General features: G+C 67.1%; 25 protein-coding genes. 18 read left to right on the top strand and 7 right to left on the bottom strand.

Annotation, left to right across the window (positions count from 1 at the left end; translation table 11 throughout):
• Positions 1-26 precede the first annotated feature (26 nt).
• Positions 27-344 carry a 2Fe-2S iron-sulfur cluster-binding protein gene (locus ABIC25_RS09170; protein WP_354561065.1) on the top strand — a complete coding sequence of 106 codons (318 nt, stop codon included), beginning with the start codon at positions 27-29 and terminating at the stop codon, positions 342-344.
• Between the two features lie 9 nt (positions 345-353).
• Here ABIC25_RS09170 and ABIC25_RS09165 read toward each other — a convergent pair whose 3' ends face one another.
• From ABIC25_RS09165 to ABIC25_RS09155, 3 genes are all read right to left on the bottom strand, one after another.
• Positions 354-1,028 (bottom strand): LuxR C-terminal-related transcriptional regulator, encoded by a 675-nt coding sequence (locus ABIC25_RS09165; RefSeq protein WP_354561064.1) that lies wholly within the window; start codon positions 1,026-1,028, stop codon positions 354-356.
• Positions 1,025-1,903: a helix-turn-helix transcriptional regulator gene (locus ABIC25_RS09160; protein ID WP_354561062.1), complete on the bottom strand. Its 879-nt coding sequence runs from the start codon at positions 1,901-1,903 to the stop codon at positions 1,025-1,027. The genes ABIC25_RS09165 and ABIC25_RS09160 overlap by 4 nt, the downstream gene beginning before the upstream one ends.
• Before the next feature lie 77 nt (positions 1,904-1,980).
• On the bottom strand, positions 1,981-3,435 hold the full coding sequence (locus tag ABIC25_RS09155; RefSeq protein ID WP_354561060.1) for an aldehyde dehydrogenase: 1,455 nt from the start codon (positions 3,433-3,435) through the stop codon (positions 1,981-1,983).
• 278 nt (positions 3,436-3,713) lie between these two features.
• Here ABIC25_RS09155 and ABIC25_RS09150 point away from each other — a divergent pair, with 278 nt between their 5' ends.
• Both ABIC25_RS09150 and ABIC25_RS09145 read left to right on the top strand, forming a co-directional pair.
• The gene (locus ABIC25_RS09150) at positions 3,714-5,408 is read left to right on the top strand and encodes an AMP-binding protein (protein WP_354561058.1); all 1,695 of its coding nucleotides are present in this window, start codon (positions 3,714-3,716) and stop codon (positions 5,406-5,408) included.
• 68 nt (positions 5,409-5,476) lie between these two features.
• Positions 5,477-6,205, top strand: coding sequence for a PaaI family thioesterase (locus ABIC25_RS09145; protein ID WP_354561057.1), 729 nt, complete (start codon positions 5,477-5,479; stop codon positions 6,203-6,205).
• A gap of 11 nt (positions 6,206-6,216) precedes the next feature.
• On the opposite strand, the gene ABIC25_RS09140 is transcribed toward ABIC25_RS09145, so the two are convergent.
• On the bottom strand, positions 6,217-6,633 hold the full coding sequence (locus ABIC25_RS09140; RefSeq protein ID WP_354561055.1) for a MaoC family dehydratase: 417 nt from the start codon (positions 6,631-6,633) through the stop codon (positions 6,217-6,219).
• Between the two features lie 3 nt (positions 6,634-6,636).
• Positions 6,637-7,086 (bottom strand): FAS1-like dehydratase domain-containing protein, encoded by a 450-nt coding sequence (locus ABIC25_RS09135; RefSeq protein WP_354561053.1) that lies wholly within the window; start codon positions 7,084-7,086, stop codon positions 6,637-6,639.
• A 68-nt stretch (positions 7,087-7,154) separates the two neighbouring features.
• On the opposite strand from ABIC25_RS09135, the gene ABIC25_RS09130 reads away from it, so the two are divergent.
• The 10 genes from ABIC25_RS09130 to ABIC25_RS09085 all read left to right on the top strand — a co-directional run bounded on the left by ABIC25_RS09130 (position 7,155) and on the right by ABIC25_RS09085 (position 18,567).
• A complete protein-coding gene (locus tag ABIC25_RS09130; RefSeq protein WP_354561052.1) occupies positions 7,155-8,336 on the top strand; it encodes an acyl-CoA dehydrogenase family protein in 1,182 nt (393 codons plus the stop codon).
• 13 nt (positions 8,337-8,349) lie between these two features.
• Complete coding sequence (locus ABIC25_RS09125; protein WP_354561050.1) at positions 8,350-10,308, top strand: AMP-binding protein; 1,959 nt, start codon at positions 8,350-8,352, stop codon at positions 10,306-10,308.
• Positions 10,309-10,318: 10 nt separating this feature from the next.
• Positions 10,319-11,380: an acyl-CoA dehydrogenase family protein gene (locus tag ABIC25_RS09120; protein WP_354561048.1), complete on the top strand. Its 1,062-nt coding sequence runs from the start codon at positions 10,319-10,321 to the stop codon at positions 11,378-11,380.
• Between the two features lie 67 nt (positions 11,381-11,447).
• Positions 11,448-12,614: an acyl-CoA dehydrogenase family protein gene (locus tag ABIC25_RS09115; RefSeq protein WP_354561046.1), complete on the top strand. Its 1,167-nt coding sequence runs from the start codon at positions 11,448-11,450 to the stop codon at positions 12,612-12,614.
• Positions 12,614-13,417, top strand: a complete 804-nt coding sequence (locus tag ABIC25_RS09110; protein WP_354561044.1) for an SDR family NAD(P)-dependent oxidoreductase — start codon at positions 12,614-12,616, stop codon at positions 13,415-13,417. The genes ABIC25_RS09115 and ABIC25_RS09110 overlap by 1 nt, the downstream gene beginning before the upstream one ends.
• Before the next feature lies 1 nt (position 13,418).
• Positions 13,419-14,615, top strand: a complete 1,197-nt coding sequence (locus ABIC25_RS09105) for a thiolase family protein (RefSeq protein WP_354561042.1) — start codon at positions 13,419-13,421, stop codon at positions 14,613-14,615.
• A complete protein-coding gene (locus tag ABIC25_RS09100) occupies positions 14,615-15,847 on the top strand; it encodes an acetyl-CoA hydrolase/transferase family protein (RefSeq protein ID WP_354561041.1) in 1,233 nt (410 codons plus the stop codon). The genes ABIC25_RS09105 and ABIC25_RS09100 overlap by 1 nt, the downstream gene beginning before the upstream one ends.
• A 43-nt stretch (positions 15,848-15,890) precedes the next feature.
• Complete coding sequence (locus tag ABIC25_RS09095; RefSeq protein WP_354561039.1) at positions 15,891-16,649, top strand: SDR family NAD(P)-dependent oxidoreductase; 759 nt, start codon at positions 15,891-15,893, stop codon at positions 16,647-16,649.
• A 15-nt stretch (positions 16,650-16,664) separates the two neighbouring features.
• Positions 16,665-17,498, top strand: a complete 834-nt coding sequence (gene menB, locus ABIC25_RS09090) for a 1,4-dihydroxy-2-naphthoyl-CoA synthase (protein ID WP_354561294.1) — start codon at positions 16,665-16,667, stop codon at positions 17,496-17,498.
• Between the two features lie 22 nt (positions 17,499-17,520).
• Entirely contained in the window at positions 17,521-18,567 is a 1,047-nt protein-coding gene (locus ABIC25_RS09085) for an LLM class flavin-dependent oxidoreductase (protein WP_354561037.1), read from the top strand.
• A 14-nt stretch (positions 18,568-18,581) separates the two neighbouring features.
• On the opposite strand, the gene ABIC25_RS09080 is transcribed toward ABIC25_RS09085, so the two are convergent.
• Positions 18,582-19,355: a FadR/GntR family transcriptional regulator gene (locus ABIC25_RS09080; protein WP_354561036.1), complete on the bottom strand. Its 774-nt coding sequence runs from the start codon at positions 19,353-19,355 to the stop codon at positions 18,582-18,584.
• Between the two features lie 197 nt (positions 19,356-19,552).
• Here ABIC25_RS09080 and ABIC25_RS09075 point away from each other — a divergent pair, with 197 nt between their 5' ends.
• From ABIC25_RS09075 to ABIC25_RS09055, 5 genes are all read left to right on the top strand, one after another.
• Positions 19,553-20,335 (top strand): enoyl-CoA hydratase/isomerase family protein, encoded by a 783-nt coding sequence (locus ABIC25_RS09075; protein WP_354561034.1) that lies wholly within the window; start codon positions 19,553-19,555, stop codon positions 20,333-20,335.
• A 68-nt stretch (positions 20,336-20,403) separates the two neighbouring features.
• Complete coding sequence (locus ABIC25_RS09070; RefSeq protein ID WP_354561032.1) at positions 20,404-21,213, top strand: enoyl-CoA hydratase/isomerase family protein; 810 nt, start codon at positions 20,404-20,406, stop codon at positions 21,211-21,213.
• A 33-nt stretch (positions 21,214-21,246) separates the two neighbouring features.
• Positions 21,247-22,059, top strand: a complete 813-nt coding sequence (locus ABIC25_RS09065) for an enoyl-CoA hydratase/isomerase family protein (protein ID WP_354561031.1) — start codon at positions 21,247-21,249, stop codon at positions 22,057-22,059.
• 5 nt (positions 22,060-22,064) lie between these two features.
• Complete coding sequence (locus ABIC25_RS09060) at positions 22,065-23,087, top strand: phosphotransferase family protein (RefSeq protein ID WP_354561029.1); 1,023 nt, start codon at positions 22,065-22,067, stop codon at positions 23,085-23,087.
• Positions 23,088-23,152: 65 nt separating this feature from the next.
• Positions 23,153-24,178, top strand: a complete 1,026-nt coding sequence (locus tag ABIC25_RS09055; protein WP_354561027.1) for an Rv3169 family protein — start codon at positions 23,153-23,155, stop codon at positions 24,176-24,178.
• Between the two features lie 89 nt (positions 24,179-24,267).
• Here the strand turns inward: ABIC25_RS09055 and ABIC25_RS09050 are convergent, their stop codons facing one another.
• Positions 24,268-25,170: an SDR family oxidoreductase gene (locus ABIC25_RS09050; protein WP_354561026.1), complete on the bottom strand. Its 903-nt coding sequence runs from the start codon at positions 25,168-25,170 to the stop codon at positions 24,268-24,270.
• Positions 25,171-25,192: the final 22 nt, after the last annotated feature.

Raw genomic sequence — 25,192 nt, 5'->3', positions numbered from 1 at the left:
TCGATTGCACAACAGGAGGTTCTTCGATGGCGCGAGTCGTGTATCACCTGCCCGACGGCACCGAACAGTCGGTCGAGGTCCCGTCGGGTCAGAGCGTGATGGATGGGTCCGTCCGCAACAATCTGCCCGGAATCGTGGCCGAATGCGGCGGAAGCTGTTCGTGCGCAACATGTCATGTGTATCTCGAGGGGTCAGGAGCGGACCTGTTCGAACCGCCGTCGGAGGAAGAGACCGAGCTCGTCGAGTTCCTGGACGGCGCCCGCCCGAGTTCGCGGCTGTCGTGTCAGCTGATCATCTCCGACCAGGACGAGGTGCACGTCGAGGTCGCCGACTCGTCGCTCTGATCGCGACGGTCACATCGAGCGGGCGATCAGCTCCGCCCGGTTCGACGCTCCCATCTTCCGCAAGATGTGCTTGACGTGCGTCTTCACCGTCTCGATCGACAGGGTGTACTTCTCGGCGATGGCCGCGTTCGACGCGCCGGCCACGACCAGTTCGAGCACCTCGCGCTCCCGCTGAGTGAGCAACGATGCCGCGACCGCCAGATCCGACGCTCCGGCATCGTCGGAAGACTCAGGCGCCGAGTCGAATCCGACGCTCCGGAGTTTGTCGCCGAGCCGGCGAAACCGTTCCTGGTGGTCCGCGACGAGCTCTCGGCTCTCCAGCCGGTCCAGTGCGGCGGTGGTGAGATCGATCAGGAAACGACAGATCTGTTGTTCGTCCTCGTCGAGCACCTCATGCACGACGAGGGTGATCTCCGGTGGTCCGGCGTGCACGATGAAGGTCGTGGTCGACACCGCCCCTCCCGAGCGCTCCGGGACGGGGACGGACGGCCCCTTCTTCTCGGTATCGCCTCTGTCCCTGCAGATCTCGGTGCCGTCGGCGCCGAGCAGAAGCACTTTCGCTGCCGCGACGCTCGTGGCCACACCCTCGCACAGCGCGCGTGCGAGTCCGGTTCGGTCCGTCGCCCCGAGCACCGCGGCGGCGGCAACGTCCAACGCCGGACCAGCCGGCGAGTCCGGGCTCATCGGGCGGAGGCTGCCGCGACTCTGACTTCCCGGTGATAGGCCGCTGCCTCCGCGCGGGAACTGGCGCCGATCTTGCGGAATATCCGGCGCACATGGCATTTGACCGTTCCATCGGAAATGAACAGTCGGTCGGCGATCTGTTGGTTGGTGGCGCCGGTGGCGAGAAGCCGGAGGACTTCGTCCTCCCGATCGGTGAACTCGATCGCGGGGTCGTCCGATCGTTCGTCCAGTCGACGGCCGGGATGTGCCTCGCTCCCGAACTGCGTCCCGGGCCGAGACGTCGGCACGGGCCGCGTCAGGTCATCGACGAGCGCGGTCAACTCCTGGATGTCACGACGGACACGCCGGCGGTTGTCCCTCGTGGCGATGACGGTCCCGGAGATGTGCGCCGCGAGAAGCAGGAGACGGACGTCCTCGTCGGTGATCCCGTCCCGGTTTCGATCGACGTGCAGAGTCGCCACGGTGCGACCGTCGGCCACGATGGGTGCGGCAGCGTACGCGGCCGGGTCGGAGAGGTCGATGAGCGGGCGGTAAGCCTCCCGGTGGAAGGCGTTGCGCCCAAGCACATACGGGCGACGATGACGGATGAGGTCGGCCTCGCGCGGCGCGCGGACGAGCGGTACCGCAGTGCCGTCGACCGCGTTGCAGAGCTCGTCGAATTCGTCGCGGACGCCCTCGGCGACATGCACGTACTCGGGCGCCCACGATGCGCCACGGACCCACGAGAACATCGCTTTGGAGAACCCCAGGGACGTGCACGCCTCCCGGCAGGCGACGGCACCGGTCGCGGCGTCGTCGGAGCTCTGCAGCTCGACCAGGAACCGGCGTAGTCGTGTCGCCGTGGCAGCTGCGGTCTTCGGTTCAGCCGTTGTCATGAGGTGAGTTCTTTCGGATGCTCTCGACGTGTGACGCAGAGCACACTCTATCAGGGTGCCCTGCGTCGACGTCACGGTCAGCCGGCCGGGGGCAGGTAGACGGTGTGCAGGTGCTGGAAGGTGTGCAGTCCCTCGGGTCCGAGTTCTCGTCCCATCCCGCTGCTCTTGATTCCGCCGAACGGGGCGACCGGGTCATTCGTGTAGTGATTCACTCCCACCGTGCCGGATCTGACCCGGCCGGCGAGATCGGCGGCGCGATCGATGTCGGAGGACCACACCGAACCGCCGAGCCCGTATTCACTGTCGTTCGCGATCGCCAGGGCCTCGGCTTCGTCGGCGAACGGGATGACACTGAGGACGGGGCCGAAGATCTCCTCGCGCGCGATGGTGGCCGTGTTGTCCAGATCGGCGAACACGGTCGGTTGGACGAAATAGCCGCTGTCGAGTCCGGTCGGACGTCCGCCCCCGGTTGTCAGCCGAGCACCCTCGCTCTTGCCCGTGGCGATGTATCCCTCGACGCGCTCGCGCTGCCGCGCCGACACCAGTGGGCCGACCTTGGTCTCCGGATCGAGAGGGTCGCCGATCTTGAGGGATTCGGCAAGACCGGTCAGTGCGTCGACGACCTCCGAGTACCGGGACCTGGGTGCCAGTACGCGGGTGTTGAGCCAGCAGATCTGTCCGTTGTTCAGGAAGGTGACGCCGAACAACGACTCCATCGACGCGTTCAGGTCGACGTCGTCGAGCAGGATCGCGGCGGATTTGCCGCCCAGCTCGAGTGTCACCGGGCGCAGCAGTCGACCGCAGGTCTCGGCGATGGAACGGCCGGCCGCGGTCGAACCGGTGAACGAGACCTTGTCGACACCGGGGTGCTCGACGAGGTAGGCGCCGATCTCACGGCCGCCGGGTACCACGTTGAGAACACCGGGCGGCAGGCCCGCGGCGGCGGCTGCCTCGGCCATCAGGAAGGCGTCCAGCACCGTCTCCTCGGCGGGCTTGAGCACGACCGTGCATCCGGCTGCCAGGGCCGGCGCGAGTTTCAGGAAGCTGATGGCCTGTGGGACGTTCCACGGAACGATCGCGGCCACGACGCCGATGGGTTGCCGCGTCACACGCGCGGTGCCGCCGAGCATGCCCGGGCGCTCGTCCACCTCGGGGGAATCGACCATCATCTGGCTGAAGTAGCGAATCAGGACGGCCGGGAAACCGCCTTCGAACTGCTCGGCCAGCCAGATCGGCATCCCGTTCTGGATCGACACCCGTCGGGACGTCTCGGCCGCCCGCGACTCGAGTTCGACCGCGAACCGTTCGAGGATCTCGGCGCGTTGCTTGGGGTGCAGCGTCGCCCAGCCGTCCGGGGAGTCGAACGCGGTCCGGGCGGCGGCGACCGCGCGGTCGATGTCGGCAGTGGACGCCGACGGCACGCTTCCGATCGCGGCTTCGGTCGTGGGCGAGTGTACGTCGATCACGTCGGTGCCGGCCGGCTTCTGCCAGCCGCCGTCGATGTAGAACTCGCGGTAGTCGATGGTGGTCATCTCGCTCCTAGATCGGTGCCGTGACGACATGGTCGTCCGGTGTGAACGGCGTCACTACAGGATCGTAGACTTGGACCTATAAGGCAATGGTTTGTTTGGTAGGACCATAAATATCACCCCTCGATCCCTCGTGTTACCCCTTTCGAGTGATCTCTCGCCGATCCCCGGTCAAGCGGATGTCGACTTGATTCGATGGGGGGCGGTAGGGACTTGCAGATATGGTCCAACCATTCTAGCCTTTAGCTGATGTGTGGGACTGATCAACGGAGGACGGCGTCATGACGAGCGAACACAACCTCGGCCGGTACACCACGGCGCAGGTCGAGCAGTTCTACGCGAGCGGGCAGTGGACGAGCGAGAATTTCACGGAGCTGTTGCGGTCCCGCCTCGAGGCCAACCCGGACAAGGTGTTCGTCACCGACGGGGTCCACGCCCTGACGTATTCAGACCTGTACGACACGTCGCAGCGACTCGCGCTCGGACTCCACCGACGTGGGCTCGGTTCCGGGGACCGGGTGGCGGTACAGCTACCCAACTGGGCCGCGTTCGTGGTGATCGCCGCGGCGCTGTCCCGGATCGGCGCGGTCATGGTCCCGATCATGCCGATCTACCGCAAAGACGAAGTCTCCCACGTCGTTTCCGATGCATCGATCAAGATGGCGATAGCCCCGGCCGATTTCAAGGGATTCGACTACATCTCCATGTTCGACGAGATCCGTCGCGACTCGGACACGCTGACCTCCATCGTGGCCGTACGCGCCGTCGACTCGCTCCACGATGCACTCGCCGAGCGCGACGTCCTCGTCCTGGAAGACCTTGTCGTACCCGACGTCTCCGCGCAGGACGTCGATGCCGAGCTGGACGTGCGCGTGCACCCCGACGATCCGTTCGTCATCGTCTACACGTCGGGAACGACGTCACGACCCAAGGGGTGCCTGCACACCTTCAACACCTACGCCTCCGGCGCTCGCGCGCTGACCGTGGCGTTCGGACACACCGAGGCCGACGTGCAGTTCGGACCGTCGCCCATCACGCACACCACCGGATTGGTGACCAGTGTGTTGATCCCGCTGCTCGCGGGCGCGTCCACGCACGTCATGGCGGAGTGGGATCCGGTGCAGGGCCTGGCGGAGATCGAGAAGTTCGGCTGCACGGCGGCGGTGACCGCGACGACGTTCCTGCAGACGCTGCTGGCTGCGTCGGACGAGCACCCCGAAGCCGACCTCTCGTCCCTGCGCGTGTGGACCTGTGCCGGATCGCCGATCCCGTCGTCGGTCGTGGAGAACGCCTACTCGAAGCTGCCAGGGACCAGCATCCTGTCCCTGTACGGGCGCAGCGAGAACCTGTCGACCACCACCTGCACGATCGACGACGATCCGCAGCGTGCCGTCACCTCGGACGGAGCCGCGCTCCCGGGTGCAGAGGTCAGGGTCGTGGGCGAGGACGGTTACGAGGTGCCGCGCGGCAGCGAAGGTGACATCGCCTATCGCGGACCCTCCCACATGATCGAATACCTCAATCGGCCCGACGAGACCGTCGAGTTGTTCACACCGGAGGGATTCTCTCGTTCCGGCGATGTCGGGGTGATGACCGATGACGGGTTCGTGCGGGTGACCGGGCGGACGAAGGACATCGTGATCCGGGGCGGCATGAACATCAGCGTGCGCGAGGTCGAGGACAAGCTGGCCGATCACCCGGATCTGCTGGCGCTGGCCGTGGTCGGGATGCCCGACGAGAAGCTCGGCGAGAAGGTCTGCTGCTACGTCGTCGCCAAGCCCGGACACGCCGCGCCCACCGTCGACGAGCTGCGCGACTATCTCACCAGCCGGGGCGTCGCGATTCAGAAGACGCCGGAGCGGGTCATCGCGATCGACGAGTTGCCGATGACGGCAACGGGGAAGATCCAGAAGCATGTGCTGCGCAAGCGGATTGCCGAGCAGCTCGACCAGCCGTCGACGGCGGGCGCACGCTGAGCTCGGCCCAGCTCACCACTGACGACTTCGTCCTCAGTGGACCCGAGGTGCTGCTCGGGGTGACACCCGTGTCCCTCACGTCCCGGAATGCCTCGCTGTCGATGCCGGCGGGACCGAGGTTGGTCGACGAACGCTCCGGGAGCGTGCGGAGTGCGCTCGCGGTTCCACTCGACGACGTGACGGGGTACGTCGTCGCCGCCGGGGCGCCGGCGGGACGATGGCCGGTCAGTCTGGGAATACGGGTGGACTTCCTGTGCGACCCGCCGTCGCGGGGGCGGCCCATGACCGTCAACGGCGATCTCATCGCCAGGGACGAGCGCGGCGGCACCACCAGAGGTGTCGTGACCGGCCCCGACGGCACGCCGATCGCGATCGTGGTGCAGCGGTCCCATCTGGTCGCTGTTCCGGCGCGTCCGACGAGCCGGCTGAACCTGCCCGCTCGTCCGCCCGAAGCGGTGCCCATCCGGCACGCGCTGGGAATCGGTGAGTCGGCCCCCGGGGTCGTGACCATGCCTCCAACCCTGTTCGCGGCGAACGGGATGGGCAACGTGCACGGTGGAATCCTGCTGTGCGGAGCAGAGTTCGCCGCGATGTCGGCGGTCGATGCACGCTGCGAATGGCGAGTCACCAGCATCGACATCAACTACCTTCGCCCCGCATCGGCCGAGGACACCACGACCTTTGCCGCGGACGTCGTGCACCGGGGCCGCTCGACCGCAGTGGTTCACGTGATGTCCTCCCTGGCCTCCGGGAAGCCCTGTGCCACGGCCACTGTCACGCTTCAGATGTCTGTCTGACTCTCGGGTGGTCAGCTCGACGCCACCCGGGCCCGCGCGTGCGCAGAGACGACGACCCGGTCGCCGACGCTGGCTCGCAGGGACAGTTCGGCGACCAGGCCGTCGACGAGGTCCCCGACCGACTCGACTTCACCACTGAGCGTGAGAGTTTCACCGATCTGAAGAGGCGAGGCGAAGCGGACCGAGAAGCCGAGCAGGTGTTCGACGTGAACGAGATCGGCCACCCACGCGGCGAGCATTCCCGCCTGCATCTGACCCATCGAGATGACACCCGGCAGTCCCGCGCGGACCGCGTACTCGGCGTCGTGGTGCAACGGGTTGAAATCCCCACCGGCACCGGCGAACCGGACGATGTCGGTCTGCGTGATCGGGCCGATGGATCGGGACCCGAGGTCTTGGCCTTCGGTCAGAACGGCAGGTTCGCGCATGGTTCAGACACCTCTCTCGATCAGGACCTCGCGTTGTATGACGGCCGTGTCACCGGATGAATCGACCCAGGTGGTCTCCAGGGTGACCAGCCGCATGGTCCCACCCCGCTTTCCCTCGCGGGTCGTGTCGTCGACCACCCGCCGGGTGCCGGTCACGTGATCCCCCGCGAGCAGCGGCCGGGTGAACTCCCACTCCACCGATCCGACGACCACCCGCTCGATGGCGAGACCCAGTGTGGCAACGAATTCGGCCTGATTGCGATGGTGGCCGGCGACGACCACGTGTGTCGGGGTCGCGGGTACGCGATCGAACCCCGCCGCTCCCGCGGCGGTAGTGTCGACATATACCGGGTCGTCGGCGCGTGTCGCCCGAGCGAACTCCCTGATCTTTCCTGCCTCGACATCGAATGTGACGACGTCGAGGACACCGTCCTCCGGCACCGCGCGTGTCATCGAAAGCCTCCCTTGGTTTTTTGGTCTGACCTATTGTAGCGTTGGTCCGTAACGATGTGGAGGTTCGAATGGATCTGAGCGATTCGCCCGACGAAGCCCGCTTCCGGACCCGCGTCCGCGACTGGCTGACCGAGGTGCTGCCGACGCTGCCCTGGCCGGAGCCGTCGCGGCTCGAAGACAAACGCGGGTTCTGGTCCGCATGGCAGCGACAGTTGTTCGACGCCGGGTTCGCCGGATTGTCCTGGCCGGAGGAGTTCGGCGGCGCGGGTGCCGATGCCAAGGTCAAGGCGATCTTCAACGAGGAGATGGATCGCGCCGGTGCGCCGGAGCGGCTCAACATCATCGGTGAGGACTTCGCCGGGCCGACGATCGTGACCTTCGGGAACAGCGAACAGAAGCAGCGCTACCTGGCTCCGATTCTGAAGGGTGAGGAGATCTGGTGCCAGCTCTTCTCCGAGCCCGAGTCCGGTTCGGACCTGGCGTCGCTGCGGACGAAGGCGACCAAGGTCGACGGCGGCTGGAGCATCCAGGGTCAGAAGATCTGGACGTCACGTGCGCAGATCGCGGACAACGCCATCCTGCTGGCCCGCACCGGGGGCGGTGACCGGCACAAGGGGATCACGTACTTTCTGCTGCCCATGGATGCGGCGGGCGTGACCGTGCGGCCGCTGGAACACATGCTCGGCGAGGCGGAGTTCAACGAGGTGTTCCTCGACGACGTCTTCGTCCCGGACTCGGCTGTGGTGGGCGAGGTCGACGGGGGCTGGAAGGTGGCGATGGGCACGCTCGCCTTCGAGCGCGTCGGGATCGCCACCGGCCGGGTGAACACGACCCGTGCGGTCAAGGATGTCGTGGCGCAGATGTCCTCGACGACCGACGAGGACGGCGCGCCGCTTTCGTCGGATCCGACTGTCCGGCAGACGATCGCCGATCTGTACGGCCGAGCGCTCACCCATTACCTGATCGGTCAGCGGGTCATCTCCGGCGCCGCATCCGGCGAACCGCCCGGCCCCGTGGCGTCGATCGGGAAGCTGTACTTCTGCCCGCTCGTGGAGGACATCGCCGATTTCGGGCTGTCCATTCGCGAGATGGGTGGTCAGTTCGGTCTGTCCGACGCCTCGGCGGACCCCGTGCAGCAGAGATGGCTCCGCCTGGCCTATCAGGCGCGCGGCACCGCGATCGCCGGCGGTTCGACATTCATCCAACGCAACATCGCGTCCGAGCGCGTGCTCGGCATGCCCCGAAGCTGAGAGAGGTCGCGACATGAGTTCCTATGTGTGGAATCCGACCGCCGAGCACCTCGAGAGTGCCAATGTCATGCGGCTGGCGCGGCGTCACGGCGTCGAGTCGATCGACGATCTGCGACGACGGTCGACACAAGACGTGTCCTGGTACTGGGATGCGGCCGTCGAGGATCTCGGCATCCCCTTCGCGACGCCGTACGAGTCGGTGCTCGACACCTCGCAGGGGATTCAGTTCCCCGACTGGTTCATCGGCGGCACCTTCAACGCCGTCGACGCCTGCATCGGCCGCTGGCTCGCCGACGACGCGCATCGCCCGGCCATCGTGCACGAACGTGAAGACGGGGTGGTCACGACCCTGACCTACGCCGAGCTGGCCGAACGCGTGGGACGAGTGGCCGCGGGCTTCCTCGATCTGGGTATCGGTGAGGGCGACGCGGTCGCGATCTACATGCCGATGGTCCCGGAGGCGGTCATCGCCTGCTATGCCGCGGTGGGGATCGGGGCGATCATCGTTCCGTTGTTCTCCGGGTTCGCCGCGCCGGCCATCGCGTCCCGGCTCAACGACGCCGAGGTCACCGCGGTCGTCGTGGCCGACGGTACTGTTCGTCGCGGCCGGACGGTCGCCATGTCCGGCGAGTTGAGCAAGGCGCTTGCCCAGACCCCGTCCGTGCGGTCCGTGATCACCGTCGAGAACGTCGGCATCGCAGCCGATCTCGACGTCGATGGCCGGACGGTCACCGTCACCGAGTGGGCGTCGCTCGTCGCCGACGGCAAGCCGGGACACGAATTCCGGGCGTTCCCGGCCATGCAGACGATGATGCTCGGCTACACCTCCGGCACCACCGGCAGACCGAAGGGCGCGGTGCACACGCACGCGGGCTTCACGATCAAGGTGGCCACCGAGGTCGCCTACTCCTTCGACATCTCGCCGGGGGACTCGTTCTGCTGGATCACCGACATGGGGTGGGTCATGGGCCCGCTCGCCGCCTTCGGCACACACGCCAACGGCGCCACACTCGTGTTGTACGAGGGCTCGCCGGATGTCCCCGACGCGACCCGGCTATGGGATCTCGTCGCACGTCAGCGTGTGTCGATGCTCGGCGTGTCGCCGACCCTCATCCGGGCGCTGAAATCCACGCCGCTGGAGCAGATCTCCTGGCACGACCTCAGTTCGGTCCGGGTGCTCGGCTCCACCGGCGAACCCTGGGACCCGGATTCCTACGACTGGCTCGCGGCCGAGGTGTTCGGCGGGCGGGTCCCGGTCATCAACTTCTCCGGCGGTACCGAGGTGGGCGGGTCCTTCCTGGCCCCTTACCCCGTGGAGCCGATTCCGAGCTGCTCGCTCGGCGGCCCCTCATTGGGTATGGACGTCGACGTCGTGTCCGACGACGGGTCACCGTTGCGCGGTGCGATCGGTGAACTTGTGTGCCGCCAGCCCTGGCCGGCGATGACCCGTGGGGTCTGGCGCGACCGGGAACGGTACCTGGAGTCCTACTGGTCGACCTTCGAAGGTATGTGGTGCCACGGCGACTTCGCACTGGTCGACGAGGACGGCAGGTGGTACATCCTCGGCCGTTCCGACGATGTGATGAATGTGGCGGGCAAGCGACTCGCGCCCGCGGAGGTCGAGTCGGTGCTGACCACGCATCCGGCGGTGGCCGAAGCCGCGGCGGTGGGCATTCCGGACCCGAAGAAGGGCGAGACGGTGTGGGCCTTCTGGGTCCCCCGCGCGGGGGCCGACACCGAGCACGTGTCCGACGAGCTGCGTCGGCTGGTCGCCGACGGGCTGGGCAAACCCTTTGCGCCGTCGCAGGTCTGGATGGTCGACGCACTGCCGAAGACGCGGTCGGCCAAGATCTTGCGCCGGGCGATCCGAGCGGCAGCCACGGACACCGAACCCGGCGATCTGTCGAGCGCGGAGAATCCCGGCGCGGTGGACGCAATTCGAGACGTCGTGCACGGCACGTCGGTGAGCTGAGGAGAGCGGCATGCACTGGGAGTTGTCCGACGAACAGGAGATGTTCGCCTCGTCCCTGCGCGAATGGATCGGCGCGAAGTTCCCGACCGAGACCGTGCGCGAGCTGCAGTCCGGCGGCGACGCTGCGAAGTTCGGTTCCGCGCTCGTCGGCGAGGGCTGGTGGGGCGTCGGTTATCCCGAAGAGGCCGGCGGTGAAGGAGGCGGTGTCCTGGAGCTGGCCCTGGCCGCGCGCGAATTCGGTCGCGCGGCTGTGCCGAACTCCCGATGGGTGGCCGCGGCGCTGACCGTGCCGCTCCTGACCGAGGCGGAGCTGGCCGCCCAGGTGTCCGGCGAGCGCCGGTTCACGGTGGCGATCCCCGCCGATCGGGTGCCCGGCTGGAGCCCGCTGGCCGTGAGCGGTGCGGAACTGAGTGGATCGGTCGCGCATGTCCTGGGCGCCGAGGACACCGACGTGTTCCTCGTCGCAGTCGAGGGGCCGGAGGGTCCCGGGTATGCCCGTGTCGAGGCCTCCGCGGTCTCGGTGTCCGCGGACGATCTGCTCGATCGTTCGCGCTCGACGGGAACCGTCGATTTCTCCGGTGCCACGGTCTCCGACGTCGTCGTCGGTGTCGAGGGCATCGCGGTGGCCGCGAACCTCGCTGCGGTGCTGGTGGCCGCCGACGCGCTCGGCAGCGCCGAGCGCATGCTCGAACTGGCCGTGGACTACAGCAAGCAGCGCAAGCAGTTCGGGCAGGTCATCGGTTCCTTCCAGGCCGTCAAGCACGCCGCGGCGCAGATGCTCGTGACCGTGGAGTCCTCGTTCTCGATCGCTCTCTACGCCGCGGCCGCCGTCGACGCCGGTCTGGACGACGCCGCAACCGTGGCGGCGGTGGCGAAGGCCCAGGTGACCAGAACGGTCGCGGACCTCGCGGACACGTCACTCACCGTGCACGGCGCGATCGGATACACGTGGGAGCACGATCTCCATCTGTTCTACAAGCGGGTCAAGCTCGACCGGACGCTCTTCGGAGCACCGAAGGTCTGGAACGAACGAATCGCGGCTGCACTGCTGGACGGAGAACGGTCAGCGTGACCGCTCCGTTTGTTTTTGGTCAGTCCATTGATATAGTTGCGAAAAATGTGAGAGACGGAGGACCGACGTGGATTTCGAACTGACCGAGGATCAGGCCACGATCCGAGACGCGGTTGCCGAACTGGCCGCCAAGTTCGACGACCAGTACTGGGCCGCCAAGGACGAGGCGCACGAGTTCCCCCGCGAGTTCTACGATGCCTTCGCCGACGGGGGATGGCTCGGTATCACCATCCCCGAGGAATACGGCGGACACGGCTACGGCATCACCGAGGCGTCGATCCTGCTGGAGCAGGTCGCGGCGTCGGGTGCGGGGATGAACGGTGCCAGCTCCATGCACCTGTCCATCTTCGGGATGCACCCGGTGATCGTGCACGGCAGCGAGGAGCTGAAGAAGCGGACGCTGCCGCGCATCGTCAACGGTGATCTGCATGTGTGCTTCGGGGTGACCGAACCCGGCGCCGGCCTCGACACCACCAAGATCACGACATTCGCCAGGCGCGAGGGCGACAAGTACATCGTGAACGGTCGAAAGGTCTGGATCTCCAAGGCCGTCGAATCGGAGAAGATCCTCCTGCTCACCCGGACGCAGAAACTGGACGAGTCGCCCCGGAAGACCGACGGGATGACCCTGTTCCTGACCGACCTCGACCGAGACAAGGTCGACATCCGGCCGATCAAGAAGATGGGCCGCAACGCGGTCACGTCCAATGAGCTGTTCATCGACGGGTTGGAGATCCCGGTGGAGGACCGCGTCGGCGAGGAGGGCGAGGGCTTCAAGTACATCCTCGACGGTCTGAACCCGGAGCGGATGCTGGTCGCCGCCGAAGCGCTCGGGATCGGTCGGGCCGCGATGCGCGCCGCCGTTCGGTACGGCAACGACCGCGAGGTCTTCGGCCGTCCGATCGGGAAGAACCAGGGCATCCAGTTCCCGCTCGCGGATTCGCTCGCGCGCCTCGACGCCGCCGAACTCGTGCTGCGCAAGGCCACGTGGCTCTACGACAACGGCAAACCCTGTGCCCGCGAGGCGAACACGGCCAAGTACCTGTGCGCCGACGCCGGCTTCGACGCCGCCGATCGGGCGCTGCAGACCCACGGTGGAATGGGTTACTCCGAGGAGTACAACGTGTCCCGCTACTTCCGCGAGGCGCGCCTGACGCGTATCGCGCCGATCAGCCAGGAGATGGTCTTGAACTACCTCGGTTCGCATGTCCTCGGCCTCCCGAGGAGCTACTGATGACCGCAGTCGACAAAGACGACCTGAACTCCGCGTACCCCGCGTCGGAAGGCGTGTTCGGACTCGCAGGCCGAACGGCCCTGATCACCGGCGCCGGCGGTGGAGTGGGCGCGGCGGTGGCCGAGGCCTATGCCGCCGCGGGTGCCGCGGTCCTGGTGACCGACATCGACAAGGATGCGGCGGCCCAGGTCAGTCAGCGGATCACCGCGCGTGGCGGTGTGGCCGAGCCGTTCGCGCTCGACGTGTGCGACGGCGACAGTGCTCGTGATGCCGCGGCGGCCGCCGCGCAGCTCGGCGACGGAACCCTCAACATCGTCGTGAACAATGCCGGGGTGATCGCCCCCGCCATGTTCCCCAAGATGGACGAGGCGCGGTTCCGCAAGGTCCTCGACACCCACCTGATGGGTAGCTACCACTGCAGTCACGCGGCTCTGGACCATCTGCCCGACGACGGCACCGGCCGGATCATCAACGTGACGTCGGCCGCGGGCCTCACCGGCACCATCGGCCAGGCCAACTACGGTGCGGCCAAGGCGGCGATCGTCGGGCTGACCAAGTCGCTCGCCCGCGAACTCGCCAAGCAAGCGGTGACGGTCAACGCGGTCGCACCGCTGGCCGCCACCGCCATGACCGAGAACATCCGGTCCAACGAGAAGCTCGCGGCCAAGACCCTCGCTCGGATTCCCCTTGCGCGCTGGGCATTTCCCGAAGAGATCGCCCCGACGTTCGTCTTCCTGGCCTCGGACGCGGCGGCCTACATCACCGGTCAGATCCTGCCGGTCGACGGCGGGACGGTGATCTGAGATGGCCCGTGTGACCGGACCTTTCGTCTCGTCGGGGCGGGAAGTGGTGATCGCCGAGGCGGTGCGCACGCCGATCGGCAAGTCGCATCTGGAGAAGGGCTGGTACCGCGACATCCATCCGAACGCGATGCTCGCCGCCTGCTACCAGGACCTGATCGGACGGTCCGGCCTCGATCCGAGCGCCGTCGAAGACCTCGTGATCGGGTGCACCGCACCGTTCGGCGAGCAGTCCCGCAACATCGGCCGGAACGCCTGGCTACAGGCCGGGTATCCGGCCGAGGTGCCCGCCACCACCCTCGACCGGCGGTGCGGGTCCGCGCAGACGGCCGTCAATTTCGCGGCGTCCCTGGTGGCGTCGGGAGTTCACGACATCGTCATCGCGGGTGGCGTCGAGCACATGGGACACGTCCCGATGAACTCGCCGGCGAAGATCAGCGAACTCTACGGCGAACCGTGGCCGGCCGAGTTGCGTGCGCGCTACGACTTCGTGACGCAGGGGGAGAGCGCCGAACTCATCGCCGAGCGGTGGGACATCTCCCGTGAGGAGATGGATCGCTTCGCCGCCCGCTCCCACGAACTCGCGGTCGCGGCGATCGAGGCGGGCCGATTCGCCGACGAGATGGTCCCGATGAAGCTCGACGGGGAAGTCCGCACCGGCGACCAGACGGTTCGCCCGGGCACGTCGATGGAGTCGCTGGCCGGGCTGAAGACCGTGTTCCGCGCCGAGAACGGCCGGATCACCGCCGGTACGTCGAGCCCCATCTGCGACAGCGCGGCCGCGGTCCTGCTGTGCACGCGCGAAGCCGCCGAGCGGCACGGGCTTCGGATCCGCGCGCGTGTCGCCGACCAGACGACGGTCGGGGTGGACCCGATCATCATGCTGACGGGTCCCATCCCGGCGACGCGGAAACTGCTCGAGCGCAACGACCTCACGATCGGTGACATCGACCTTTTCGAGGTCAACGAAGCGTTCTCGTCGGTGGTACTGGCCTGGCAGCGCGAACTCGAGCCCGACGAGGGCCGGGTGAACGTGAACGGCGGCGCGATCGCACTCGGCCACGCCGTCGGTGCGACCGGCGCTCGACTCATCGCATCCCTGCTCCATGAGATGGAGCGGCGCGACAGCCGGCTCGGACTGGTGACGATGTGCTGCGGCGGAGGCCTCGGTACCGGAACCCTCATTGAACGAGTCGATTGATGATCGACTTCGCGGCATGGCTCCGGCCGGGGATGGGCGTGTGGTGGAGCCAGGCGGCCGCCGAACCCCGTCCACTGGTCGACCAGCTGCTCGAACAGGCGCCGGAGCTCGGACCCCTGCGCCTGTTCACCGGCCTGAGTTGGAACGACCAACTCGCGCACTCGCTCTCGCCGGCCGACATGATGGTGTCCTACGGCGGTCTCGGGGCGCTCCGAGAACTCGGAGCCACCGACCAACTCGATGTCGTGCCCTGCCACTACTCGGCGCTGCCCCGGATGTTCGCCGAGCACCGGCTGCCGTGCGACGCCGGCCTGCTGCAGGTCTCCCCGCCCGATCGCGACGGGATGTGTTCACTCGGGATCGGGGTGGACTACATGGCCGACGCGATCGACCACACCTCGCTGCTCTTCGCGGAGATCAACCGCCAGATGCCGGCCGTCGCCGGGTCGCCGCGGGTGCCGCTGAGCCGGTTCACGGCCACCATCGAGACCGATCGTCCGCTGCAGGAAGAGGATCGCCGGCCCGCCGGCGATCTCGACCGCGCGATCGCCGGTCACATCGCCAACCTCATCGACGACGGCGACACCGTCCAGGTGGGCATCGGGTCCACCGGGGCCGCCGTGTTCGAAGCGCTGTCCGGTCACAAGGACCTGGGGATACACACGGGTATGGTCACCGATGGTGTGCTCCGCCTGATCGAGAAGGGCGTACTCACCGGCGCCCGCAAGCAGATCGATGTCGGGATGGCCGTCGCCGGCACCGCATTGGGCTCGGCGGAACTCTACGAACGGATCGCCGATCTCCCGGTGTTGTTCCGGCCGACCAGCTACACGCACACGCCGCCGGTTCTCTCCCGACTGTCCTCGCTCGTCGCGGTCAACTTCGCCATCGAGGTCGATCTCACCGGTCAGGTCGGCGCCGAGATGAGTCGCGGGACCTACCTGGGCGCCGTCGGTGGACAGGTCGACTTCGCGCGTGCCGCGGCGCTGACCGGCAAGCGATCGATCGTCGCACTCCGATCGACGATGCGCGGTCAGTCCTCGATCAAGTTCTCCCTCGACGAGGGTGTGGTCACGACCGCTCGTGCCGACGTGGACTGCGTGGTCACCGAGCACGGTGTCGCACACCTGCGAGGTCAACCCCTCGCCGAGCGCCGGCGGCGGCTGATCGACGTCGCCGCACCCGAATTCCGAGACGAGCTCGCCCGAGCGGTGCAGTCCGCGACCGGCTAGCCGATCAACCGTCCACCACCCACAACTCCGAGAGGACCACATCATGAGCAACCGAGTAGCACTCGTCACCGGCGGCGCCCAGGGCATCGGCGAGGGGATCTCGCGCAGGCTCGGCGCCGAGGGATTCCGCGTCGCGATCGCCGACCTCAACCTCGAGGTCGCGCAGCAGACGGCGAAGGAGATCGTCGCTGCCGGCGGCGAGGCGATCGCCGTGCCGATCGACGTGACCGACACCGCCTCGGTGAAAGCGGCCGTCGAGCAGGTGACCGCAGAACTCGGTCCCATCGAGATCGCGGTGAACAACGCCGGCTGGGACGACTTCATGAAGTTCGTCGACACCGACGAGGACTTCTGGGACAAGATCCTCGAGATCAACTTCAAGGGTTCTCTGCGCGTGAACCACACGGTGGTTCCGGGGATGGTCGAGCGCGGATTCGGCCGGATCATCAACATCGGCTCCGACGCCGGCCGGGTCGGATCGTCTCTCGAGGCGGTGTACTCGGGAGCCAAGGGCGGCACCATCGCGTTCACGAAGACCCTCGCGCGTGAGGTCGCCACCAAGGGAGTCACCGCGAACAGCGTGTGCCCGGGCCCCACCGACACGCCCGCGCTGCGCAAGTTCGCCGACAACTCCGGCCAGGACGCCGACAAGGTTCTCGGCGGGATGACCAAGGCCGTGCCGATGAAGCGCCTCGCCACTCCCGCGGACATCGCTGCCGCCGTTGCCTTCTTCGCGTCCGACGACGCCGGATACATCACCGGGCAGACGCTGTCGGTCAGCGGCGGCCTGACGATGGCGTAGTCGATCGTGACCGAGGTGTCCGTGGAGTGGTCGACGGTCCGGCGCTACGAGGACGTCGACTACTCGCGTACGGCGGACGGGATCGCCAAGATCACCATCTGCCGGCCGGAGGTGCACAACGCGTTCCGGCCGCAGACGCTCATCGAGATCTCCGACGCGCTCACGCACGCACGTGAGGATCCGTCCATCGGGGTCATCGTGCTGACCGGTGAAGGCGACAAGGCGTTCTGTTCGGGTGGCGATCAGCGGGTGCGCGGCGACACCGGTTATCTGACTGAACCGGACCGCCCGAGGGCGGTCGGCCGGTTCCATGTCACCGACCTCCAGGTGCAGATCCGGCGACTCCCGAAGCCGGTGGTGGCCATGGTCGCCGGCTACGCCATCGGCGGGGGACACGTACTGCAGATCGTCTGTGACCTCACGATCGCCGCCGACAACGCCCGGCTCGGGCAGGTCGGACCTCAGGTGGGCTCGTTCGACGGCGGATTCGGCGCGGGTCTGCTGGCGAACATCGTCGGCGCCCGCAAGGCCAAGGAGATCTGGTTCCTGTGCCGACAGTACGACGCGGCGCAGGCGCTCGAGATGAACCTGGTCAACACCGTTGTGCCGCTAGCGGATCTCGAATCGGAAACCGTGGCGTGGTGCCGTCGGATGCTGGAGCTGTCACCCTTGGCGCTGCGGCTGATGAAGGCGAGTTTCCACGCGGCCGAGGACGGACTGGCCGGTATCCAGCAACTCGCACACGACACCAATCTGCTCTTCTACTCGACCGACGAGGCCAAAGAGGGCCGCGAGGCCTTCAAGGCGAAGCGGACACCGGACTTCGGTCAGTTTCCCCGGCGTTCTTGACTCCACGCGAAAGGCTCCTTCAATGACGACGTTCGGCGTCAACGCTTTCGGTACCGGCACAGGTCCGCACAGGTTCTCCTCGATGGTCGACCTCGCTCGCGAAGCCGAGGCCGCCGGCTGTGCGGCGATCTGGACCAGCGAACTCTACAGCCGGTCGGCGACCATCCCGATGGCCGCTCTCGCCGCCGGCACGAGCACGATCCAGATCGGTTCGAACATCGCCTACGGCGTCGGTCGGAGCCCGCTGATGTGGGCGGCCGAGGCGCGTGACCTGGACGAGATGTCCGGCGGGCGAATCATTCTCGGTCTGGGCAACGGAACCCCGAAGATGATGGAGGCCTGGCACGGCGTCAGTGGCGAGGCGCCCGCGGCGAGGATGGCCGAACTCCTCTCCGTGCTGAAGGCGCTGTGGCGTCTCCACGAAGGTCCGGTGCACCATGACGGACGGTTCTACTCGGTGCACATCACGCCGACCGCGGATGTCCCCGTACCCGTCCGGCCAGAGATCCCGATCTGGATCGCGGGCGTCAACAAGTACATGCTGCGTACCGCGGGGCGGCACGCCGACGGGCTCGTGGGGCACCCCATGTTCACCGCCGACTACGTCCGGGGTCCGGTGAACGACGAGCTCACGGTCGGCGCACAGAGCGTCGACCGTGATCCCGCGGACGTGACCATCATGGGGATCCGGATGTGCGCGATCGACGACGACGTCGAGGTGGCACGCCGTCAGGCGGCGTTCGCCATCGGTCAGTACGCCGCGTCCCGCGTCTACGACCGACTGTTCGACTTACACGGCTGGAGCAAGGACCAACAGGTCATCCGGCAAGCCGCGCGCGAGCGTGACGAGGAAGCACTCGTGCGGGCGGTGACCGACGACATGATCGACACGATCACCATCGCCTGCGCCCCCTCGCAGTTCGCGGACGCGCTCGCGCGCATCCCCGACGGCTTCGACCATCTCGATCTCATCGCGCCGCCGTGGGGCCTGTCCGACGAGCAGACCCGCGCGACGACATCGGCGATCCTCGACGGCCTGCGGACGCACCTGGCAACCCGCTCGGCCTGACGCCGGCCGGGCGGTCAGGTGTCGGACAGGTCGATCTCGGTCCGCTGCTCGATCTGAACGACTGCCTCGGCATAACCGTGGACGTGCTTGGTCATGCGCCGCATCGCCGCTGCGGCATCGCCCGCCCGGATCGCGTCGGTGATGTTCTTGTGCGCGCGGAACGTGGTCTTCCGGACGTCGTCGTCGACGAATGCGGTGTTCTCCGTCGAGCTGTAGATCGCCGTCGACAGCGCCGTCATGAACCCGGTGAGCAACTCGTTGTGACTGGCGATCGCCACAGCCAGATGCCAGTCGACGTTCGCCTGCAAGAACGATTCGAGAGGGAGCGACGTGTCGCCCAGTGTGGTGTTGGCGGCGTCGAGGGCGGCCAGGTCGTCGTCGGTCCGGTATTTCGCCGCCAAACTCGCGCACGCGGGCTCGATGGCCTCACGGGTCTCCAGAAGGGCCGTCAACCGCAGTTGCTGACCGCGGATGAGGAGGCTGACCGAGGTGGCGACCGAGTCGCCACCGGGCTGCTGCACGAAGGCGCCACCGGATCGGCCGGTCTTGATCGCGACCAAGCCCTGCACCTCGAGAATCCGGAGCGCCTCACGGACGGTCGTGCGACTCATCCTGGTCTGGGTGACCAGCTCCCGTTCGGGCGGCAATGCGGTACCCGAGGGGAAATCGCCGCGGAGAATTCGTTCACGCAGATCGTTGGCGAGAACGTCGGATGCCTTGGGTACCTGCATCGGCTGGAGCTGAACGGGGTGGCGCGCAACCGTGCTCGACGAGGACGACTCGGGCATGAGACCTACTTCCTGTGCTTTTGGTCTTACCTAATCTATCAGCATATCGCGAGCTGCCGCGACTTCTAGCTGCAGAAGCGTGTTCATGGTATTTTGGTCCTACCAAAATAATGGTTGACTTGGGACGTTGAGAATGGCTACGTTGCAGGGAACCGCGGTCGAGCGACGACTGCTGCGATGGAATGCGAGGGATTGCGATGACCGAGCGAGCCGAGGACGTCGTCACCTGGACGACGGTGAAGCCGGGCGTCACCTCCGTCGTGCTGAATCGGCCGCCTGCCAACGCGCTGGGGATGCCACTGCTGGAGGGCATGCACCTCGCCATCGACGCCGCTGAGAAGGCCGGCGACGTCAAGGTCATGGTGATCTCGTCGGCGCGGCCGAAGTTCTTCGCGGCGGGGGCCGACATCAAGCATCTGTCCGCGATCGATGCCGAGTCGTTCACCGCGTACGGCGACGAGATGCGGAAGGTCAACGACCGGCTGGCCGCGGCGGGCTGGATCTCGATCGCCGCAGTGGACGGCGTCGCGCTCGGCGGCGGCCTCGAACTGGCGATGGCCTGCACGCTCCGGGTGGCCGGCAGCGGCGGGAAGTTCGGCTTGCCGGAGGTGAAGCTGGGCCTCATTCCCGGCGCCGGCGGGACCCAGCGGCTCCCGAGGCTCGTCGGCCGCGGCCGGGCGCTCGACATCATGCTCACCGCCCGGCAGGTCGGAGCCGAGGAGGCCTACCGGATCGGGCTGGTCGACCGCGTGACCGACGGGGATGTTCTCGGGGCGGCCCTGTCGTTCGCCGACGAGCTGGTCGGCCCATCCCTGCCGGCCCAATTGTCCGTCGTCCGCACCGTCGACGCCGCCTTCGACCTCCCCCTCGACGAGGGAGCGCGGTTCGAGGTGGCCGAGATCCAGTTCCTCTTCGAGCACGGTGAGGCGTCCGAGGGCATCTCGGCGTTCGTCACAAAGCGGGCCCCGCAGTTTCGCTGACACACCACAGACCGACGTTCGACCCCAGACCGACATGGGACAGGGCATCAATGACTAGGAGCCGGGCGATGCACACTCTGGACGAGACCTTCGAGACCTTCCTCGCGGAGGAGGTGAAACCGGGCATCGTGGTGGTCACCCTCAACCGTCCGGACCGGTACAACGCGATGACCAACACGATGTTCCTGGAACTCGAGCGTCTCGCCTGGGGTCTGGAGACCGAGGACACCTGCCGCGTGGTCATCCTGACCGGCGCGGGCAAGGCGTTCTGTTCGGGTTACGACCTCGCCGACGCCGACGACCTGCCCAACCTGGGCGCCCTGGGCATGCTCGACCAGCAGGAACGTGCCGCCCGCGCGCTGTCCGCGATACGGTCACTCCGGGTGCCGGTCATCGCGGCGGTCAACGGCCCGGCCGCCGGCGGGGGACTCGCGCTGGCACTCGCCGCCGACATCCGGCTCGCCGGTGCCGCTGCGAGATTCAACGCCGCGTTCGTTCGGATCGGCCTGTCCGCGGGCGATCTGGGGACGTCTTGGCTGCTGACCCGACTCATCGGCCCGGCGAAGACCAGCGAGATCTGCTTCACGGGACGCATCGTCGACGCCGAGGAAGCAGCACAGCTCGGCATCGCCAACTCGGTGAGCGCCGACGACGTGGTCGCCGACGCGATCGCCCTGGCCGAGAAGATCGTCGCGAACTCGCCCGGCGGGGTCCAACTGTCCAAGCGAGCTCTGCAGGCCAACCTCGAAGTCGGTTCGTACGGGGCAGCACTCGAACTCGAGAACCGCGGGCAGGCCCTGTTGACGAGGAGTCCGGACATGGCCGAGGCGCTCAACGCCTTCAAGGAGAAGCGCGCTCCGGTCTTTCAGGGCCGATGAGCATCCTGTTCCCCCACGATGAGGTAGGCGATCATGACATTTGAGTTCCCCGAACTGGAGACACTGACCTTCGAAGAGCCGGATCCCGGTGTCGGAGTGCTCCGGATCAACCGTCCTGATCGGATGAATTCCCAGACGGTGAGGATGTTTCACGAGTACCTCGTCGCGGGACGCGCGCTGCGCGACAGCGGATTGCGTGCACTCATCGTGACCGGAACGGGGGAGCGGGCCTTCTGTGCCGGCTTCGATCTGGACGAGATCCACGTCATCACCGAGATGGGCGTTCGCGAGTTCTTGAAGTTCCAGGAGACCGCGACCGGGGGCATCCAATCCCTCCGGCACCTTCCCTTCCCGGTGATCGCCGCCATCCACGGTCCGGCCACCGGCGGCGGTCTGGCGCTCGCACTGGCGGCCGACATCCGACTGGCCGCGCCGACCCTCAAGATGAGCGCGGCGTTCGTCAAAGTCGGTCTCTCCTGCGGCGAGCTGGGCACCTCGTACAACCTGTCTCGCTTGGTCAACCCGGCGCGGGCGGCCGAGATCGGTTACACGGCACGGATCGTCGGGGCCGACGAAGCACTCGCCATCGGGCTGGTCAACCATGTCCATCCGTCGGAGGCGCTGATGGACGAGGCGATGGCGATGGCTCGGCAGATAGCGCAGAACTCCCCGGGTGGCGTGCGGATGTCGAAGCGCGCCATCCAGCGCAACACCGAGATCGGATCGTACGAGGCTGCATTGGAGCTGGAGAACCGCGGACAGGCGCTCCTGACACGTTCCGAGGACATGCCCGAAGCGCTGGCCGCCTTCAAGGAGAAGCGGGCTCCCGAATTCATCGGGCGGTGACGGCGATGTCCTGGGATTGGACCGTCGAGACCCTGGCGTCGTTGCGCCGGTTCCTGGAGTCGCGCGCGATATTGACCGGTGACATCACGACGAAACCCATCGGTGACGGGCACTCGAACCTGACCTTTCTCGTCAGTGACGCGACGCGCAGCGTGGTGGTCCGGCGTCCCCCGCCGCCGCCCATCCCGCCGGGAGCGAACGACATGCTCCGAGAGGCGAAGCTGCTGTCGGCGTTGTCGCCGAGTGCCGTCCCGGTTCCCGAGGTGCTCGCCGTCGCACAGGCCGGCGAGGTGCTCGACGTCCCGTTCTACGTCATGAGCTTCGCCGACGGCCACGTGGTGACGTCCACGACGCCGTCCCCCCTCGACGCCGTGGACTGCCGACGTTCCATCGGGCACAGCATGATCGACACCCTCGCGGAACTGCACGCGGTGGACTGGCGAGCAGCCGGACTCGAGAAGCTGGGCCGCCCGGAGGGTTTCAACATCCGCCACCTCCAGCGCATGCGTCGCCTGGTGGCCGACGACAACGACCGCCTACCGGACGCGTTCGCCGACGTCGACCAGTGGCTGCAGGAGAACGCGCCGCCGGAATCCGGTGCCACCCTGATCCACTGCGACTTCCGGATCGGCAATGTCGTCATCGCACCGGGTGCGCCGGGGCGTATCGCGGCGGTCCTCGACTGGGAACTCGCCACCATCGGCGACCCGCTGCTCGACGTGGGATACCTCCTCGCGACGGTCCCGACGGCGGGCTTTCCGATGAACCCGACCGCGGAACTCAGTGCCGCGCTGCTCGAGGATGGCTACCCGTCGAAAGACGAACTGGTGCAGAGATACAGCGACCGAACGGGCCGGGACCTCAGCGGCCTCGCCTGGTATACGACGTTGTCGTTGTGGAAGCTCGCGGTGCTGTACGAGTACAGCCGGCGCCGGGTTGTGGATGGCATCGGGGACCCGTACTACACCGATCCGGCACTGGTGCAGCGATTCCTCGACGATGCACGCCGGTCGTCAGGTCTCGCCTGAGTCCGGCTCGGGCCGGAGACATGCGGCCGCCCACGCGGCCGCCGCAATCTTGGAAAGGAACGCAGATGGCCGCAGACACAGATACGGCAAGTTTTCACGACCGCCTCGTCGGTCCGGAGGTCGTCGACCTGCCACGAGGATTCTTCGACCGGCTGATGTTCAACATGCATCCGGTCGACGAGCGGTCACCATCGGTGATCATGGGTTACGGCATCTACCCGCCGCGGGGGACCAGCGACGGATTCGTCGTCGTCACGGACGACGTGGAACAGCGCAACCTGCGCTTCTCCAGCGAGATCGAGGCCAGCGGTCGACAGGGCGCCGGCCCGTTCTCCTTCGAGGTCGTCGAGCCGAACCAGGAATGGCGACTCACGTTGGCTCCCAACGACATCGCTGTCGAGTTCGATCTGACCTGGCGGGCGAGGACAGCGGCCTGGTTCGGCGAGGTCGCGGTCGAGAACGCCTCGGCGACGCGCACTGCGTTCGACCACCTCTTCCAGTCGGGGCGCTACGAGGGGTCACTCCGGATCGACGGCCGTGAGATCCCGGTGGACGGCTGGTACGGACAGCGGGATCGGTCACGCGGTGTCCGGACCATGTCCGGCGGACAGGGACTCCACGTCTGGTACCAGGCGCAGTTCCCGGATTTCTCGATCGGTTTCCTGCTCGTCGAGACCCGTGAACACGATCGGTTGCTCCTCGAGGGCGCGGTGATGCACGAGGACGGCAGGCTCGATCCGATCACCGACGTCCGGCATTCCCTGCAATTCAGCGAGGCGGGCGATCTCGTCGACGGCGACGTTCACGTCGCCACCCGTTCGGGTGAGAAGTATGTCGTCCACGCGGATGGCCGTGCGGGCGGCGGATTCATGGCCGGCGCCGGATACGGAGGCCACCACGGTGAGTCGCACGGGGTCGACCACATCGAGCACGATCGGTACCTGCTCGACGGTTCGGTGTCGCCACGCACCCTCGACTCCGCCCTCACCGATCGGTTGTGCTCGTTCAGCCTCGACGGTGTCCGCGGCACCGGCATCTTCGAGTTCGCGCTCACCCGCAGTTCGACGTACAGGTACCGACCGACCCTCTGAGCAGTTCGGTTTCCGACGTTCCACGCCAGAACCGAAGGGGCGCATCCGGTGGATGCGCCCCTTCGGTTCTCTTCTGGACCGGTGCCGTGTCACACGCTCCGCTGGGCCTTGCTCGATTCCGAGGCGGCCTTGCTCGTTTCCTTGATCTGCGCCCAGTCGGCGTCGGTCAGACTCGTCAGCCCGGCGAATGTGCCGGGACCGGCGAGCATCTGACCACCATCCATGGCGATCGTCTGTCCGGTGAGGTAGTCACAGGCGTCGGACAGCAGGAACATGGTGAGGTTCGCGAGCTCCGCCATGGTGCCGGTGCGCCCCGCCGGGATCTGGTCGGCCTGCGTTGCGCCGACCGCGCTCTTCTCGGTCGGGTTGAGCATCTCCCACGCATAGTCGGTGGGGATGGGCCCGGGGGCGAGGGCATTGACTCGGATGTCGTACTTCGCCCATTCGACGGCCAGCGACATCGTCATCGAGTGGACCGCGGCCTTGGCCATCGCCGACGGGACCACGAAGGCCGAGCCGGTCCACACCCACGTGGTGAGTGTCGACAGGACGGAACCGGGTAATCCGTCTGCGATCCACCGTTTTCCGGCGGCATGGGTGGTGTGGAACGACCCGTTCATGACCGTGCTGGTGATGGCGGAGAAAGCGCGCGGACTGAGATCTTTCGTCTGAGCGATGAAGTTGGCGGCCGCGTTGTTGACCACACCGGTGAGCGGTCCGTGATCCGTCCAGATACGGCCCATCGTCTCGTCGACGTTGTCGTAGTCGCGCACATCCACCGTGTGGTAGTGCACAGAGCCGGGTCGCGAGGCCGATGCCTCGTTCGCCGCTTCCGCGAGGACCGCGTCCCGGCGACCCCATAGGTGGACTTCGGCACCGTGTTCGACGAGGTGGCGGGCGACACCTCGACCCAGGCCGGTGCCGCCGCCGGTGATCAGGATCCGCTTACCCGACAGGAGTTGCGGCGAGAATGTCGGTTGTTGCTCGGTCATCGTGTTTCTCCATCTCTTACAC

The organism is Gordonia sp. PvP123 (assembly GCF_040547295.1).
Taxonomy (GTDB): Bacteria; Actinomycetota; Actinomycetes; order Mycobacteriales; family Mycobacteriaceae; genus Gordonia; species Gordonia terrae.
This window is presented reverse-complemented; position numbering and strand designations above follow the sequence as displayed.